Here is a 17,940-nt window from a genome sequence, read left to right on the forward strand (position 1 = left end):
GGATATTGATCCGCAGTTCTCAGATAATGTACTTTCCGAGAAGACGGATAGAGTTTGTCATGTCAGGACCAAGTGGAGAACCGAAGATAATCTGGGTAACACCAGATGCAGTCAGGTCTTCACACTTCTCCTTAACCATCTCAGGGGTACCTGCAATGGTGAATGCGTCAATCTCTGCGTCGCCAACAAGGCCGCCGACTGCACCGAAGTCAAAGCGTGAAAGTGCGTCTTTGATCTTGCCGACATTGTCAAGGTCAAGTCCGTGGCGCTCCAGCAGGGGTGGAGGCGAACCAGCTGCGATGAATGCTGCAACAATCTTTGCTGCATTGCGTGCCTTCTTTTCGCTCTGGTCGATGGACATTGCGGTGTATGCACCAACATCGAACTTCTTGAACTTCTTCTCATCGACTGCATCACATGCTTCTTTGATCAGTGGGATTGCAATTGCAAAGTCCTTCGGGTTGGATGCATTGATAAGTGCTCCCTGACCGATTTCACCGGCAAGTGCGAGCATCTTAGGGCCCTGTGCACCGATGTAGACAGGGATCTGCTTCTTCTTTGCTGGCAGGGTCACACCGGTGAGCTTTGCACCATCGTAGTCGAAGAATTCCATGTCGCCGGTCTTCTTGACTTCCTCTCCGGCACAGAGAGCCTTAATCTGCTGGACACCTTCTTTCAACCGTGCAACAGGCTTTGATGCCTCAATTGCAAGTTTTGGGAGGGTTGACAGGTCACCAGGTCCGATACCAAGGACCGCACGGCCGTCAGAGATCTCGTTTAAGGTGCACATGAAGGAAGCAATTGCTGCCGGTGTGTCAGTAAACGTGTTCATGATACCCGGGCCCATCTTAATTGAGTCGGTTGCCTCAGCAATAGCGGCAAGGGTCGGGTAGCAGTGACGGTTGTTGTAGTGATTAGTAATCCAGGCAAAGTCAATATCTTTCTGCTCTGCAAGTTTGCAGTAGTTAACTACCTGCTTTACAGTGATATTTCCTGGCACAAATTCGATACCATAACTCATAGGTCTTTCACCTCAACTTCATATTAACACACCGAGATTAATATACGTTACCATTTAATGAGAATATCTGAGACAGATTCATAGCTCTTGCATCAAAACCCGAAATATCTATTTTAATTTTTCCTGTGTCTCCATATTTTGGGCAATTTGAAACGAGCATCAACAGATTTTATTATTTACATGAACTTATCATAAACAAAGAGAGTACACCGGTACCAATGGGTCTGCATAATGACATCCAGCACCGGACCGGTGTAACATATACGGAGTAATAATGAGAATACTTGCAATCGGGCTCGGCGGGGCGGGCACACGGATTGTTGATCTTCTGTATAACCACGACATTAAAAGCAGAGTAGGATGCGTTTCTGCAATTGCTGTCGATATAGACGGAAACAGCCTGCGGCAGCTTTCACATATACCGGATAATGCGCGAATGCATTTCCCGGCAATTGACCCTGAGATCCATTTTGATGTAACATCCACCATCAATGTGGAAGAGGTGATGACCCTCATCCAGAAGATGGACACCTTTGAAATAGACTCAATTATGATCTTTGCCGGCCTGGGAGGAAGTGTAATCGATGCCATCCCACAGCTTACCGAAGAGCTGCGTAAATCCTATATCGAACCGATATTTGGAGTCTGTGTTCTTCCGATGCGTAATGAGGGGAAGCGTCGCTCTTCAAAGGCCGCGGACGATATCAAACGGATAAACAGTGTGCTTGATGCGGTAATTGTCTTTGATAACGAGACCTGGTTCGAACGCCTGAAAGCCGAGTATGACGAGTATAGCATGGCAAAGGACGGTCCGTCCATCAGTGCATACAAGCGCAAAGTATTCCCGGAGAATCCACGGGACATCTATGCCATTCTGAATGAGAAGATAGCACGCCAGATCGGCCTTCTTCTCCGCGCGGGCGAATTCAGTGAGACCGGGGTAGAAGCAGCAGAGATTGTCCTTGACGCCGGAGAAGTCTTAAACACCCTTAAGGGGAACGGGCTTGTGGCAATCGGATATGCCACCGAACCCCTGCAGAGCTCATTTCGCGACCGGTTTAATCAGTGGCGATCAGATGCATACTTCTCAGAGACCTCCCATAAGCGGGCAACACGTATTGTAACGCTTGCCAAACGCGCTGTCTATGAGGAAATCTCTGTCCCCTGTGATATTACCAGCTCAGACAAGGCACTTGTCCTCATCGCAGGGCCTTCACAGGAACTGTCCATGAAAGGGTTTCAGACGGTGCGCAAATGGATTGACCGAAGCATCTCCGGCCTTGAGATGCGCTCAGGTGACTATCCGGTGATGAACACACGATTTGTGGGTATTATCATCGTCCTGTCCGGCATTGGAAATATTCCCCGCATTACTGAACTCGGTGAGATCCGTCGCGAATATGAATACGAACAGGAACATGCGCCAGAACCCGTCGTCGATATTCCGCAGGAGGACGAGGAGGACAGGGAGGACATGTACCCGGAGGAAGATGAGGCGGCATGGGCTCCTTCTCCTGTTCAGCCAGAGGACGAACAAAAAGAGGTCCACGATTTTGAGATCAGCGATCTCTTTGAAGATGAGTCGGCCGAAACCGAATTCATGCAGGAGCGGGAATCTGAAAATTCACCCTGCGAAGAATATATCTGCCCTCAGGAAGGGAATGAATATTCCACATATTCCCCGTATCCATCATCGGGAGAAGAAGACGAACTGCAGGACGAACCTAAATATGAGGTGACCATGGCAGCAAAAGATGGCAAACAGGTGCTGAATGATGAAGTGCTTACCCTTGAAGGGGTGGCGCGCCGTGATAAAAAAACCGAAAAGAACCACGATGATAAAATATCCATCGGAGTAAAAGCCCAAAATAACGGTCCTGATGAAAAACTCTCACTTCCGGGACGCGAGGAGAGAACGATCGCTGATATGACACGAATGACAGATGGAGGAGGACAAAAACCACCAAAGAACTCTGTCTTCGGTCTCAAGGACATACCGGGATCGGACAACAGGGGACCACGTGATACCGCGCTTGTCGGTGAGAAATTACGCTTCGGGGAAAAGGAAAAACGACCGAATGATTCATCCTTTAGCGGGAAAGATGTCAAGGTTTCATTTGTCAAAACACCGGACGAGTCCGCATACATGGGACGTTCCTTCTCCGTTACGTCTGCACCAAAGGCAAACGACAGTGCACTCATGGGAAAAAAAATCTCCGTGAAATCCTCCGGAATACGTCCGAACGATAGTGCACTGATGGGAAGTTCTGTACGGCTTTCCCGTGGTCCGCCAAAAACAAAGGAGATCCTCAACGGAGATGTGAAGATGTCTGCACGGGTACCTGCGCCGAAAGACGACCTCCTCACCCGTGCAGAACGGCGGATGCAAAAAACCAAGGACGCAGCAAAAGAACCGGAAACAGAATCACCGTACAGAAAGGGTACCATTTCAAGTGGATATGAAAAGAAGACGGAACCGGAAGAGAACGACCAGGATGACGACCTCTTCTGGATAAAATAGGATTAGCGGCAGGAGACAGCACCATTGCTGTCTTGGTACCGCCCCCCATATTCCCGTCCCCCTGCTTTTACTTCATGCATGATGATCTGCACCACACGTTCACCTACAGAAAGAGAAACATCTTCCGGCCCCTGATTCACCAGACAGAGAGTCAGTTGTCCCCGAAAACCGGGATCAACAAACCCACCGCCGATGAGCACGCCCCGCCGACCGAAGGACGAGCGGCACATGAGGGTTGCGGCCACATCCGCCGGAAGTTCTACCCGTTCAAGCGATGCAACAAGGGTGCATTCACCTTTCCGTAGGAGATAGTCTTCTGCTGAGCGCAGGTCATAGGACGCAGGTTGCTGCGATTCTTCGCTATATGGCGTGATCACAAGATTGTCTGATGCTATTCGTTCACAGATGTCTGACTCCGAGAGAATCATCATATGAAAGTTATCCCTGTGAGGGGAAAACTGCTCTTACCCGGAAGAGAGCATACGGGCAGGAACATACGGGAGAAGGGAGTGTTCATCCAGAATGGTTATCTTCCTGTACCACGAATAAGATGGGTGGATCCATAGGGTAGAGGATATCCTCTTGGGCTTCGAACCCAAGGACGCGGGTTCGATTCCCGCTGGATCCGTTCATTTTTAAACCGTATCTGATCCCGATGAAGTATTGTCCATCATCCCGATCGTACGTTCATATGATGTCCTGATAACCAGGTCAGGTGCTTCCGGTGCACCGCTCCCGCCCCGGATGTAACGTTCCCACAGGGAAATCCAAAACGATACCGTTGACAGGTTTCAGGGCAGGCAGGATCAACGTCCCATATACTGCCACGGCACATCTACACACAGAAATTGTTGTTCCCCGGAAAAAAGGACCAGATCAAATGGTTAGGTTCCGGTAACCATCACACCATGGTATTTTTCAGAAATAAGAAAGGAGAGAGTCAGAGATGCCGGGTTTTCGGTGGACGTTTGCCCCGCCGTTTCAGGGAAATGTTGCCCCGTTTCAGGTAAAGGACCGCCACAACAAGAATCACTGCGATTATTATTCCGAAATATAGTGGGTTAAAAGCTGAATTGATCCCTATATCAACCGTTATCTCTGTGGCACCCAGAGGGATCTCCCGCGAGACAGAAACGGGCGTATACCCATCTTTTTCAACAGATATGCTGTACACCACATTACTCTGCAATGATGTCGTAAATGTGCCGTCCGCCTGGGTTATCCCATAGTATTTGTCATTGACAGAGATGCTGGCGCCGGGAACCGGTTGAAAATCGCTGTCATGGACAGTAAGCGTAACAGCGGTATCTGCATATTCCAGTTCAATGATGACGTCCTGCTGTGTATCATCCGCATCCACCGTTTTTGTGACCGTGGTGAACCCTTCTTTTGCAACCTGTACTTCATGCTGCCCCGCATCAAGATAGACAATGCCTGTCCTCCCATACTCATTCGTTGTACCGGAGTTCGTACCATCAATAAGAATGGACGCACCTCCGACAGGCATCTTGTCCACACCATACACCGAGACTGTTACCGGATAGAGGGTCTTTGAAAGCTCTGTTGTATAGACCAGCATGTCACTCCCGATATAGACCTCATCCGTGTATGCCAGATATTCATCACTGGTTATACGGATGGTATGGGACCGTTCCCGTTCGACAAAGGAGGTCACTTTCCCTTCAGCATTCGTTTCACCATAGAGGAACCCGTCAATATAGACATCCGCACCGGATATGGATGTGCCCGTATCTATGTCCACCACCTCTACGATGAACACATCATTGCGGATCAGGCGGTAGTCAACCGCTTTGGCAGTATTCTCCACCTCAACGGTCTTGTACAGGGGATCATAGTTGGTCGCACGAACTTCTACGTTGTAGATGGAGCCCGCTATAAGATTAAAGACTGCTTCCCCCCCAACCCCTGTGGTAATCGTGTTGAGATACTCTTCACCAGTTACTTTGACCAGTGCATCCGGGACCGGTTCAAGCGTGTCTGCATCATAGACCGTAACCGTGAGTCCGGTTGCCTGCCGGGACATCTCTGCACGCACACTGGTCTGTGTTTCAGATATGAGCGACTGCCAGGGAACGTATCCGGTCTTCTCCAGACCCAGCCGGAATGACTGATCCAGACCATGTTCAAAGACATACTGCCCAGCCGAATTTGTCTCTCCCTCATAGATCCCATCAATATATATGCGGGCACCGGATAGCGGACTCGCAGAAGTGTCGTCGACTGCAGTAACTGTCAGAACAACAGCCTGCCCACACCCACAGAGAACGCCCAGCAGAAGCAATACAGAAACGGTGCGGAACCAGTTCATAACAAAAAATATAATGATACTATAATTTAGTCCATTCGGTCGAGTTCAATAGAATCCTGTGGAATTCTGTCGAGGAGCATCCCTTCCACCACAACCGGATAGAGACGGCGTGCCTCCTCGAGGGCACGGTTCAGAAGTTCCTGACTTTCCGCATAAATAGTATAGATGGTCTCACCTTTCCGTACCTGGGTCCCGATCTTTGCGTTGCAATAGATACCGGCCCCTTTGTCATGCGGTGCACCTGCGATACGGGCGACAGTAACAAGTCCGGAATTGTTGAGACTGACGACATACCCGGATACGGGAGCAGGAATTTCTGCTTGATATGCCCCAGGAATAATGTCTGATGAACGGACATCAGGTTTACCACCCTGTATGGCAATAATCTCACGGAACTTTTCGAGCGCCGCACCGGAGGCAAGAAGGGAGCGTGCCACCTCTTCCCCCTCTCCGCGTTGTGCCTTTCCTGCCATTTCAAGCAGAATGCCTGCAACTGCGACACTCTTTTCAATAAGTGAGTTTGGTGTCTCTGCCCCTTCCAGAACTGAGAGAGCTTCTGCCACCTCAAGGTTCGGCCCGATGGCACGGCCCACCGGCGAGTCCCCATAGGTAACAGCACACTCAACCTGCATGCCAAGACGGCTGCCGATCTCGATGAAATCCTGTGCCAGCCGGCGGGCATCCTGCATGGTATGCACTTTGGTTGTGGGGCCTACCGGAATGTCAATCACCACGATCTCCGCACCCACGGCAAATTTCTTCGCCATGACGCTTGCAATCATCTGGCCCCGTTCATCTATCTTGAAGGGATATTCTACCCGGATGATTAGATCGTCTGCCGGTGCAATGTTTGTTGAACCGCCCCAGACAATAACTCCACCCACACGATCGGTCATCATCTGCACTTCTTCAGCGGTGAAGTTAACAGGTGCAAGGACCTCCATCAGGTCTGCAGTGCCACCTGCACCGGTGATCGCACGTGAACTGGTCTTCGGTATGGTAAGCCCCGCAGCAGCAATGATGGGTACGACGAGGAGCGTGATCTTGTTGCCCGGTACACCACCGATTGAATGCTTGTCCACTACCGGGTGGCCGGCAAACTCTATTTTTTCCCCTGTCTCCACCATTGCCCGGGTTAGTGACTCCACCTCATCAATATCCAGGCCATTGATATAACTTGCAGTGACAAAAGCCGTAATTTCATTGAGGGAAAGGGCCTCATTCACCATATCACGGACAATAGTCAGGACCTCTTCAGCGGTGAGCCGGCCGTTATCCATCTTCTTGCGGATAAAGCGTATTGATGACGGAGGAATCGCCGTGTGTACCTCAACCATATCCCCGTCACCGAGACCCAGATCAGTGCATGTGACATTATAGAGGGAAATTGTCCCGGGAGTAAGGAGGGATGTTGTAATGTCGACTACAATGGGAGTGGATTTCCCGGTTTCCGGGTAAAGAACACGGAGACGATCTCCATCAAAGACACCCAGGCGGCGTGCATCCTCTTCATGGATAAACGCTCCCCGCCCCGCAATATCGACTCGTTGTACTAAAAGCTGCATACCTTCACCTGGCAGGAGTAAATCTCTGCCATCCAGTGAGAGAATTGCAGACGAATGATTATAAGATTACCTGATTGCAGCAGATATGAACGTTCCAAATCTTAAGAAAATCATTGAAAGACGTGAAAGGAAAGACTGCTACCAGAAATGCGGCCAAAAAAAATTTGGGTTAATTTAGTCCTTGCGGACAATGAGAGCTGCTACAGCGCCAAGACCGATGAGTGCAACAAGAACACCAAATCCAGGTGTTGCGGTTGATTCAGGGGTAGGCTCTGCAGTTGGGACCGGGGTAGCGGTAGGCTGTGCGGTCTCAACAGGGGTAGCGGTAGGCTCTGCGGTAGGCTCTGCCTTCAGGACATTGAAGGTCTGGGTTGCAGTCTGCTGTGCCTCAACACCCTCGACGGTAACGATGTACTCGTCAGGAGTGAATGTGGATGCGTCAACTGCGAATTCCCAAACGTTCACGCCATCTTTGTCACCTGCGGTAACAAGGACAGTGCCGGATGCACCGGAGAATCCACCAGCCTGAGTCTTCTCAGTTGGCTTGAATGAGGATGAGGTAGCTTCAACAATAAGCTGGTCGCCAACAGCGAGGTTGGTGGTACCGGTGATTGAGAAGGTCTCTCCAACATACTTGTCGCCGATTGCATCGATCATGATCCAGGGTTCCTCAACCATGAAGGTGAGTTTGTAGTAGGTATCATCGATGTCAGGGCTGTCCATTGCGTTGACAAGAGCGGTTGCTGCGTCAGATCCCTGGAGACTGCCGGTGCCTTCGAGGATGAAGACAGGTGGGAAGTTACCAGTAATCGGGTCAATAAGCTGTGCGTCAAGGATTGGGCGGACAACTGCGGTCTGGCCTCCTGCAGGGTTACCTGCCTGAGGAGCAAGGTCGAACTGGTCGTTGTACATCGGGTGCTGAACGACTACGAAGTACTGTCCTGCTGCAAGGTTTGCAGTGTTGGAGAACTTGTACTCGAATGCACCGTTGTCCTCAACGGTCTCGGTTGTCTGTAAAGCATAGTTCTTACCGAGGATCCAGACTGCAATTCCCTGTGTGGGGTCGCCTTCTGCGTTACCGGTAATGTACATGTCATCTCCCTTTGCAACAGTTGCTGAGGAGGTGGTTGCTGTAACGAATGGTTTCTTGATGACGATGGATGCAGTGCCGTAGGTTGCGTCTGCTGTGCCAAGGTCATCCTTGTTGGTTGCGGTGGTGACTGCGTAGATGGTGTAGGTACCTGCATCGAGGTTCACACCTGCGGTGTCCCACTTGTATTCCCAGGTGTCGTCTGTCTCAACGTTCTCGCCAGTCCATGCGGTTACAGGGACGGTGTCGAGAGTTCCGTCAGGATAGAAGATACTGGTAACGACTGCAGTGTTTACTCCAACACGGGGGTCCTCGATTGAACCGCCTTTGTTAGGCAGGTTTGGACCGGTGATGAACACCCAGGTGAAGTCACTGTCGGTGTTTGTACCGGAGATAACGATCTCCTCACCAATGTAGTATGAGCTGTCGCCGGATGCGGTGATTGTAACGTCACCAGCTTCGACCTTTACCTTGACAGTGTCATAGGTTGGGTTGTTTGCAACAACTGCTGGCTGAGGTACAGATGCATCGAGTGGATAGTAGTCAGTCCGGATGGTGTAGGTCTGATCCTTTGTGGTTTCGTCAGTGCCGAAACCGACTGTGCGGGTACCGGAGCTGGCGAGTTTCACCATTGCATAGTAGTCGTTTGCACCAATAGCGCAGACATCAGCTGCAACAGCCTGTCCTGCACGGAACTGGTAGATACCTGCGTTTGTACCTTCAACGGATGTCGGGTCATAGACGCTGTTCTGGTTCGGTTTGATGTACGGTGCAGTGTCAGGTGCAGTGATACTGCTGGTTCCCTTCACCCAAAGAACGTAGTATTCGTTAGGACGTCCGGTGATGGTGACAGAGAAATCGTTGTTGCGGACAACAGTGTCCTTGTTTGCCTCGATCTTCACGTCATCTTTACCGAGTTCAATGGTGTATACATCTGACTTGGTGACACCGGTAATAGTACCGAGGTTGTCCTTTAACGAGTTCAGGTTAACCTGTACGTAGAAGGTGTAGACACCAGCCTTGTAGTCTGTCCGGTCAAGAGCCCAGTTGGACTGGAGGGGGACACCGGCAATTACAGCACCTGGAAGGTTAAACTGTGAAGTTGTCGGAACAAGATTTGTCAGACCAGTGGTAGTAACTGCAGGTGCAACATCGTTGTAGAGTGCAGTGTAGGTTGTTCCTTCTCCGTCAACAACAACGATCTTGATGTCAGTTTTATCTCCAGCAACGAGTGCACGCTGGGTGACAACTGTGTAAAGGTTACTGTCAACACGGAAGTTGATATATGTGCTATCTTTAACAACACGCTCATTGGTCATGTCCTCTTGTGTACCTGCATTGTATGCCTTAACATCAATTGAGGGCATCTGAACGTTCATAACGACCGTACCAGTGTTTGGTGCAAGATACCAGTTCCCGGTGCGGGTCTGGAATGTGGAAGGGTCAATCACGTTTGCGCCAGCGGCCTGTGTAATATAGGTGTACGCTGGTGTATCTGTAAGTGGATTGGCACCAGATTCGAACCACTCAAGAGTGGTGCCAGCTGGTATAGCACCTAAGGTGAGGCCTTCCTCACCAACTAATGCGACTCCACCCGCTGGGACAGTGCCCACAACAGCAGCTGCAGGTGCAACTGCGACAAGTGCCACTGCCACAAGGGCAAGGAGCATAATACTAATTTTTGCTTTCATTCTAGCCTCCATACGATTAAGTTGAGGAACAGTAACTCAATTTCGTCATATGACGAAAAACGATTCACTTTGCTCCATACTCCGAACGACGGAATATACCACAATATTTGACAAACACTTAATATATCCTTTGTGGTTGGAGAGTTCATCCAAACCCAATAAGGCGGCGAAATCTTCCGCCAAAACTCGAATTTATCGGGTTTTTCACGAACAATGTACTTGCAGGATGCACCCTTCCGACCAGTAGGATGTCAGGAAGAGAGCAAACTGTCGATGAGATGATCAAAACCAATGGGAACATGCGCCCATGAGGGGTAGGAAGACATACCGCAGATATAATTCATTGTACACCCGCCCCCACCCCACGACAATATCGTCAGATTAATTAGGGGACAGTGCCAATTTAGTAGAGCAATACGATGCATTGCACAGTCCGGTAGTGTAGCGGTCAATCATGTGAGACTCTGGATCTTGCGACAGCAGTTCGAATCTGCTCCGGACTATCATTCCTTCTTTTGTGAAAATTATCCACAGACCATTGCACCCGTACTATCCTGTCCATATCTTCCATACCCGGATGTATTCCACCCACATCTGAGAACCTGCAATAAGATACCAACGAATTAATTACGAAAAACATCACAGCGATTCGGGATCATACACAGCGAACATTGTTTTATTCCGGCATAGTGATTTATGCCAGAAATGCCGCGAGAATACCGCTCAGAAATATCCCGTCAAAGGTGCCAGCACCGCCAATGCTTATCATAGGGGCACCAATTTTATCCAGATGCCGCCAGTTCAGGAGATCTGCACCGATCAATGTACCCATCGTGCCTGCAGCAAACGCAATCGGCGGAGCTGCGAGCGGATCACCAAAAGAGAAGAGAATCCCACACAGAAGGGCACAAAGCGGCGGAATGAAGATAGGGGTCGTGATGCCAAGACCGGGAACCACCTTTGCCACACTGTGCGTAATGCCGGCAACGAGAAGAATTCCTGCACCCCCCCCCATTATAACTGCCAGAGGCTGCGGAAAGAACGCAGGTGATGAGAGGACATAGTACACCAGATAGAGCGTCACAAGAAGCGGGACAACCACCCCACCCACATTAACAGCAACAATTGTATCCGGACGGTCGTGCACCGCATATATTCTGCCAAACCGGTCCCGGAACGGATATGCCTGGTTTCGGGCGCCCTCAATCCGGGTTACCGGAATATTGATAAAACTCCCGATAACAGATACAAGAATCAAACAGAATATCGCCCAGCCTGAAAATCCCAGGCTTTTAAGTGCCCCGCCGACAATCCCAAGGAAGAGCAGCGGGAGAAAGAGCAGAAGGAGAAGTATCAGTACAAATATCAGAACGAGGGAGAACGGATTGAAATAATACTGCCTCATTCCACCAGCCCCCTCACCCTATTCTTTCATACAGAGTATGGCCATATGGTCACGATGATACGGATTCAACGTGCCGGTCCAGAGTATTGTCAGGCCCATCTCCCGGAGTGCGGCGCAGGTCTCCTCTGCAATCTCCTCTGTTGGTTTCCGGACATCCACGCTCCGTGCTTTCAGCATCAGGACCGCTATCCCACCGTCTTTGAGGAATGGCAAATTCTTTCTGAGGATATCTGCCTGATTTGGCTGTGCCACATCCTGATAGATCATATCCACCAGCTCCACAAAGCACCCATAAACCTCTGGGCGGTTTACGTCCGCCATAATGGGCACAATATTCGGTCTGCGGCGTGCCACCTCGATAAGGTCCTGCATCGGGCGGGGAGCAAATTCAATGGCATATATCGTCTCAACGTAATCTGCAACGTGGGAGACAGTGGTCCCGTTCGCCGCACCCATATAGAGCACCCGCATGTCTGCGGTAAGATCCAGCGGAGCACCATTAAGGATAGCGGCAGGGAGTTTGCTGCGGTGCGGATCCCATACCCGGCATCCGTTCATCATCCGCTCGCCATAGACGCCGCCTTCCCCCTCTGAAACAATCGTCCCACGGATTACTTTCATTCCTTCTCACCTACCGCATCAATTCTCTGCTGGGCACGTTCAATGAATTCAGGGTCCGGTTCACCCCGATAATAATCAATCCTCGCTGCAATCGCAAGTTTTCCTGCAACCGCACGCGACACCTTGCCCCGAACATTGCGGGGAGCATTATGTACGCGACGGTGCTGGAAGATGATCCCGTGTTTGGGCGGCGGACTTCCTGCCCGGAGATGGGTAAAGAGGGCCCCCTCCGCACCCAGCACCTGAATGGTGGAGGCAGGAAGGCCCGCCAGTGTCGAAAGACCACCGGCACGCTCCATCAGGCGTGCTGCCACAAGCCCGCCCACCAGAGCACTACAGTTGGGCATCACTGCATCAGTTCGCTTTGATATATCCCGCATCAGCGTGGCACGGTGATTTGAGAGGGCATCAATCTCAGCACAAATTTTACCAAGGGGACCCCTCTCTTTCTTCATCACCCCAACCATCCGTTTCGCACTCATTGATTTGTACTTACGGGAGAACCCGGGATTCTTGACAAGATACCACTCCCCTGCCTTCTCGGTCAGGAGGTTGATCACCTCGTCCATCTCATCAAGCATCCGCACCATCTGTATCAGTTCGGCATCGCCTTCACTGAACGCTTCGACAATCTTCTTCCGGGCATCCCTGATAGTGATACTGCGCAGCCGTGCAAGATATTCCGCACGGTCTGCAAAAAAACCGCAGTTACATGCCTCATCCACAGAGAGCGGGACAAAGCCGACATCCACCTTCTCCCGTATCGTATCGCACCGTTCCAGGATTCTGTCTTCATCCCCCTGGGCGGGCGTGCATACACTCCCGTCAATGTCACCGAACCAGTATCTGCGCATCTACCTTACCATTGCATATATGTCATAATAAATAGGTGGGAGAAGGCGGAATTCAGACACAAATAGGCTTAAACCCGGAGCACACATTCTGTTCCCACAGAACATATCCATGATCGCTGCCGCAATACTCCTGTTTCTCTTTGGCATGGGGCTCCTTATCAAAGGAGCCGACTACTTTGTGGAAGGAGGAGGAGGACTTGCTGCACGCTATGGAGTATCCTCAGCCACCATCGGGTTTACGGTGATCGCGTTCGGGACATCCCTCCCGGAATTTGTGGTGAGTGTAAATGCGGTTATCTCCGGCAACTCCGGTGTAGCACTGGGCAATGCACTGGGCAGCAATATCGCCAATATCGCCCTGGTGCTTGCACTCTGTGCCCTCATCAGTCCCGCCATGTTCATGACAGGCCCTTCAGGCAAAGGCCGGGTGCAAAACGAGACCATCCTGATGATCGCAGCGACTGTCTTTTTTGCGCTCCTGGCACTGACAGGGGAGCTGACCCAAATTTCCGGGGTGCTGATGCTCGCAGGATTCGGTGTCATCCTCTATATCATCTGGAAGAAACTCGGCACCGAACCGGTGGAGAAGATCGAGGTGCACGGGAGAATGGACTGGGCGCTGACCGCCGGCGGACTTGTCGCTGTCATCATCGGGTCACAGCTGGTTCTGGACAGTGCAATCACCATCGCAGAGGCATTTGGCATTCCGGAATTTGTCATCGGCATGACCATCGTGGCTTTCGGGACATCCCTCCCGGAGCTCGCCACCTCCCTCATGGCCATCCTGCGTGGTGACCTCGGCATATCCGCAGGCAACCTGATGGGCAGCAATATCTTCAACCTGCTCCTCGTCCTCGGTACCGGTGCCATCATCCGACCGATTCCCATTCCGTCATATACCGATGTCCTTGTCGTGTTGGTCTTCTCGCTTGCAGTCATCCCAATTGTGAAGGGCAAACCAAAGGTGATCCGTGCCTGGGCTGCGATTCTTGTGGTGGCATACTTCACCTATGTGATCAGCCTCTACATCGGGTTCTGATACCAGACGAACACATACTGGCAGAACCGGCATCCAGCAGACACTTTTTTTTGAAAACTCGATTCCGGTTCATCCCGTGAAACATCTGAAAAAATCATCACAGAATATTCAGCGAAAAGAGAATCACCGGTACCATCACCGCACCCATACAGGTGACCCGCCGGACGTTCACGAGGGATGGAACGAGCCCCACCATCGTGGCGCAGACCAGAATGAACATACCAAAGATCCCGGTTAAGAGGAAGGCTAAGAGTGTTACCACCCCTATCACTGCATAACTCATCGCCCGCACCGGGACGCCCCCCAGAAACCGGGCACCTCGCCCACACACCAGTGTGATGACAAAGCCACAGAGTGCCGCAGCGACTCCCCCGGCAATAATCAGGAGTGGAGACGGCATACCGATGGTGTCCAGCACCACCATCACCCCGTTTCGCATCCGCCCAAGGGCGATGAGGGCCGCAAGACCGAGGAAGGCATTCGCCGTGTTCGCCGCACTGGTCGCAATGATATACCCCTTTCCCTCGCTCCCCGCCCGGAAGAGCGGTGAGAGGAGGGCATTCCCTGTGGCATTGGAGAGGCCCGGCAGCCAGCCGACCACCGCACCGGCAGTCGTCCCCAGCCCTGCATGCCATGCAAGGCTTTTACCTGCCACGGACGGGCCACAACGCACCTGCTCCGGCATCTTCCCGCCGGATGCACGCAGCAGGACAGAGATACCAAAGAGCCCGGTCAATAGCGGCATCAGGACCGAAGAGACACCGGAGGTATGGGAGATGAGCCAGGCATACCGGAAGGCAAAAACACCCAGAAGGCCGGAGAGGAGAAATACCGCGGCAGACCATTCCGGCGATTCTGAACTGAGAATGAGCATTCCTGCAATAATGATGAGGATGATGCCCAGCCACCAGTCGATATATCCCTGCAGCCCCGGCAGAAAGAACATAAAGATCGCAAAGAGCGGCATCACGAACGCCATCGAGACCGCACTCCCCAACGCAGAGAGACGCACGGCCTCCTCGCCCCGGCCCTGCATACAGAGGGCATGCGCCGGAAGAACAGAAATCGCCGTGTCTGCGTCCGGGACACCAAAGAAGGTGCTCGGGACACAGTCAGTGAAGGTATGAACCACAAGGGCACTAAAGAGAGCCACCCCCACCGCCGGCGCACCGAGAATCGCGAGCAATCCGCTTTCGGCTGCAACCAGCATGCCTGCCATGGTATTCGCATGAATTCCGGGGATGAGGCCGCTGATGGTGCCGAGAATGGTGCCGATGAGAATACCTGCGATAATCTCTGCTGCCACAGATATTCTGTGGCATGCAGTGAGGGAAAAAGCATCCGATACGCAAAAAGCAATGATACCTCAGGGAGCATGCATATAGTACCATGAAGATTGCAATCACCAGGCTTCCGGAGAAGGCGGGATCAGACCAGTCGCTCTGCCGGGAATTCGGCCACGAATGCCTCATTGTCTCGCCCATGCAGGCACGGGTGTACGACGATGCCGTGCAGGCCTTTATCGCTGCCGCAAATGAGGATACCTATGACTGCATCTTCTTCACGAGTGCGCTCCCCGCCCGTCTCATCGGGCCGCACCTGGAGACTGCTGCACGCATCATCGCGATCGGCCCGCAGACCGCCGAATATTTGGAGATGGCAGGGGTCGCCCCGGAAACCCTGCCATCCCATTACTCCCGCGACTTTGTACCGTTCCTCGGAGACTGGATCGAGGGAAAGAAGATCGGAATTCCCCGTGCGGATGTCCCCAACCCTATTCTTATGAATGCTATCGCAGCGGCAGGTGCTGACGGTTACGAAGTGCCTGTCTATGCATTGGAACCCACAAATGTTCCTCTCGATACCGACGATGCGGAGGCCATCCTCTTCACAAGCGCCAACTCCTACACCTATGCCTCCTATCAAAAAGAGGGACTGCTGCCGATCGCAATCGGCGAGATCACCGCCGACCGGATGCGCGGGGACGGAACCGTGCCGGTGGCTGTTGGGGACGGCACCCTGATGGGAACCCTCGCGGCACTGAACCACTACCTGGAAGAGAACGGGGACTCAGCACCGGGGTTGGATATCGACCTGCCACGGGGAGGTATCATCGCAGTGGATAAACCACGGGGGCCGTCCAGCCACGAGGTGGCCGCCTGGGTGCGTGATATGCTGGGGATGCCCTGCGGTCATGGCGGAACCCTTGACCCGGATGTGTCCGGCGTCCTTCTCGTAATGGTGGGCAGGGCGGCTCGTCTGGCACCGGTGATCCTCAGTCACGAAAAGGAGTACATTGCCCTGATGCGGCTCCACGGCGATGCGACAGAAGAGCAGATCCGGGAAACCGTAAGAGAGTTTGTCGGGAAGAACTACCAGCGCCCGCCCCGCCGGAGTGCCGTCGCAAGGGCCCTGCGGATACGGACGATGTATGAAATCGAGGTGCTCGATATCGACGGCCGGGACGTGCTCCTCCGGGTCCGCTGTGAAGCAGGCACCTACATCAGGTCCCTCTGCCGTCATATCGGATTTGCCGTCGGAACCGGCGGACAGATGGTCGAACTCCGCCGGTCTCGCTCCGGGGGATACGATGAATCGATGTGCTGCACGCTGCACGCTCTCCGGGATTCGGTTGAACAGGCAAAAGAGGGAGACACCGAAGAACTGCGTTCATACATCCGGCCACCGGAATCGGTTTTGGAAGGCATTCCTACCGTCACCATCCGTGACACGGCAGTGGATGCCCTCTGCCACGGGGCATCCCTTGCCGGAGTGGGCATCACGGCCACCGATACCTTCAAAAAGGATGCAGATGTCGCGGTGATGACCGCGCAGGGTGAACTTGTCGGTATCGGCAGAGCACTTGTCCCGTCAGATGAGATCGTGCCCGGTACAACAGGCATCATGGTCCGGCCAAAGATGATCATCATGCAACCTGGCACCTATGAAAAGGGTTGGATCACAAAACCACCTGCGGTACGTCCGGCAAAACCACCGGCACCCACCCCCACCCCCTCCTATCAGGACGGAGTGATAGCAGAGAGCCGGGATACTACGCCCGATAAACGGAAATCGTTACACCCCGGACCGAAGAGACGCCCGGCTGACAGTAAAAAATACCTGAGCACCAGCAAAAACGGCAAACGACGGGGTGCCGGAGAAAAACCGTCCAAAGGCAAAGGAGCAGGGGCAAAAAGTGCACAGAAGGGCCGGAAAGATGAAAAGAACCAGGGAAGTAAGGGAAGCAAGGGCACCTACAACAAAAAGAAATCAATACAGCGCAAGAAGGGAAGCCGCTGAGGTTCTATAAGCCCATCCGGCATTATCCCCCATTTTTGTCCAATTTTCAGCATGAATCCCCCGAATGTTCGGGAACGTCCGTTAACATTGGTTAGGCTTACTGTCAAAATTCATACAGACCTCCCCAGATCTGCGCACACACAATCACAGACAGGAAGACTTTCCGGTTCCGGGTCCGTTTCCAGAGGATTTCACCAGCAGAAAACCCATACCATTAAGAAATGCTGTCCCGAATATAGTAGGGCAGCATTCTGTGCTGAGGTAGTCTAGTCTGGAAGGGCGCAGGCCTGGAAAGCCTGTGGGGTTCTGCCCCTCGGGAGTTCAAATCTCCCCCTCAGCGTTTTGACATTTTTGGGCTTTTTTCTCGCAGTTTTATATTGATCAGTATCGGTTGGTTTTTCAGTTCTGTTCAGCGTCAGGACATATACCCGGCTAAGGAATACAGAGAAAAACCGACCTCACGGGAAGAGCACAATTCCTGCAATCCCTTAGACTCCCTTATTC

Annotated in this window: 12 protein-coding genes and 3 tRNA genes; 6 read left to right on the plus strand and 9 right to left on the minus strand. The window is 52.2% G+C overall.

Features of this window, described 5'->3' with window-relative positions; translation table 11 throughout:
- Positions 1 to 19 precede the first annotated feature (19 nt).
- Positions 20 to 1,021 (minus strand): 5,10-methylenetetrahydromethanopterin reductase, encoded by a 1,002-nt coding sequence (locus tag OU421_RS03230; protein WP_268187179.1) that lies wholly within the window; start codon positions 1,019 to 1,021, stop codon positions 20 to 22.
- Positions 1,022 to 1,295: 274 nt separating this feature from the next.
- Here OU421_RS03230 and OU421_RS03235 point away from each other — a divergent pair, with 274 nt between their 5' ends.
- The gene (locus OU421_RS03235) at positions 1,296 to 3,542 is read left to right on the plus strand and encodes a tubulin/FtsZ family protein (RefSeq protein WP_268187180.1); all 2,247 of its coding nucleotides are present in this window, start codon (positions 1,296 to 1,298) and stop codon (positions 3,540 to 3,542) included.
- A 2-nt stretch (positions 3,543 to 3,544) separates the two neighbouring features.
- Here the strand turns inward: OU421_RS03235 and OU421_RS03240 are convergent, their stop codons facing one another.
- Positions 3,545 to 3,970, minus strand: coding sequence for a dCTP deaminase (locus OU421_RS03240; RefSeq protein WP_268187858.1), 426 nt, complete (start codon positions 3,968 to 3,970; stop codon positions 3,545 to 3,547).
- A gap of 128 nt (positions 3,971 to 4,098) precedes the next feature.
- Here OU421_RS03240 and OU421_RS03245 point away from each other — a divergent pair.
- A tRNA-Arg gene (locus OU421_RS03245) sits at positions 4,099 to 4,170 on the plus strand.
- A gap of 312 nt (positions 4,171 to 4,482) precedes the next feature.
- Here the strand turns inward: OU421_RS03245 and OU421_RS03250 are convergent.
- From OU421_RS03250 to OU421_RS03260, 3 genes are all read right to left on the minus strand, one after another.
- Positions 4,483 to 5,871 carry a PEGA domain-containing protein gene (locus OU421_RS03250; RefSeq protein ID WP_268187181.1) on the minus strand — a complete coding sequence of 463 codons (1,389 nt, stop codon included), beginning with the start codon at positions 5,869 to 5,871 and terminating at the stop codon, positions 4,483 to 4,485.
- A gap of 26 nt (positions 5,872 to 5,897) precedes the next feature.
- Positions 5,898 to 7,436, minus strand: coding sequence for an AMP phosphorylase (locus OU421_RS03255; protein ID WP_268187182.1), 1,539 nt, complete (start codon positions 7,434 to 7,436; stop codon positions 5,898 to 5,900).
- Positions 7,437 to 7,610: 174 nt separating this feature from the next.
- Positions 7,611 to 10,217, minus strand: coding sequence for an MEMAR_RS02690 family S-layer glycoprotein (locus OU421_RS03260; RefSeq protein ID WP_268187183.1), 2,607 nt, complete (start codon positions 10,215 to 10,217; stop codon positions 7,611 to 7,613).
- Positions 10,218 to 10,647: 430 nt separating this feature from the next.
- Here OU421_RS03260 and OU421_RS03265 point away from each other — a divergent pair.
- A tRNA-Gln gene (locus OU421_RS03265) sits at positions 10,648 to 10,720 on the plus strand.
- 191 nt (positions 10,721 to 10,911) lie between these two features.
- Here OU421_RS03265 and OU421_RS03270 read toward each other — a convergent pair.
- The 3 genes from OU421_RS03270 to OU421_RS03280 are packed head-to-tail and all read right to left on the minus strand — an operon-like array spanning position 10,912 to position 13,097.
- Positions 10,912 to 11,622: a DUF1614 domain-containing protein gene (locus OU421_RS03270; protein ID WP_268187184.1), complete on the minus strand. Its 711-nt coding sequence runs from the start codon at positions 11,620 to 11,622 to the stop codon at positions 10,912 to 10,914.
- 18 nt (positions 11,623 to 11,640) lie between these two features.
- Positions 11,641 to 12,243 carry a fibrillarin-like rRNA/tRNA 2'-O-methyltransferase gene (locus OU421_RS03275; RefSeq protein WP_268187185.1) on the minus strand — a complete coding sequence of 201 codons (603 nt, stop codon included), beginning with the start codon at positions 12,241 to 12,243 and terminating at the stop codon, positions 11,641 to 11,643.
- A complete protein-coding gene (locus OU421_RS03280) occupies positions 12,240 to 13,097 on the minus strand; it encodes an NOP5/NOP56 family protein (protein WP_268187186.1) in 858 nt (285 codons plus the stop codon). The genes OU421_RS03275 and OU421_RS03280 overlap by 4 nt, the downstream gene beginning before the upstream one ends.
- Positions 13,098 to 13,206: 109 nt before the next feature.
- Between OU421_RS03280 and OU421_RS03285 the strand changes: the two genes are divergently transcribed.
- The gene (locus tag OU421_RS03285; RefSeq protein WP_268187187.1) at positions 13,207 to 14,136 is read left to right on the plus strand and encodes a calcium/sodium antiporter; all 930 of its coding nucleotides are present in this window, start codon (positions 13,207 to 13,209) and stop codon (positions 14,134 to 14,136) included.
- Positions 14,137 to 14,233: 97 nt separating this feature from the next.
- Here OU421_RS03285 and OU421_RS03290 read toward each other — a convergent pair whose 3' ends face one another.
- Positions 14,234 to 15,442: a tripartite tricarboxylate transporter permease gene (locus OU421_RS03290; protein WP_268187188.1), complete on the minus strand. Its 1,209-nt coding sequence runs from the start codon at positions 15,440 to 15,442 to the stop codon at positions 14,234 to 14,236.
- 83 nt (positions 15,443 to 15,525) lie between these two features.
- Here OU421_RS03290 and OU421_RS13000 point away from each other — a divergent pair, with 83 nt between their 5' ends.
- Entirely contained in the window at positions 15,526 to 17,436 is a 1,911-nt protein-coding gene (locus OU421_RS13000; RefSeq protein WP_326493520.1) for an RNA-guided pseudouridylation complex pseudouridine synthase subunit Cbf5, read from the plus strand.
- Between the two features lie 255 nt (positions 17,437 to 17,691).
- Positions 17,692 to 17,776: transfer RNA gene (locus tag OU421_RS03305), tRNA-Ser, on the plus strand.
- The last annotated feature ends 164 nt before the right edge of the window (positions 17,777 to 17,940 follow it).

The organism is Methanogenium organophilum, from assembly GCF_026684035.1.
Taxonomy (GTDB): Archaea; Halobacteriota; Methanomicrobia; order Methanomicrobiales; family Methanomicrobiaceae; genus Methanogenium; species Methanogenium organophilum.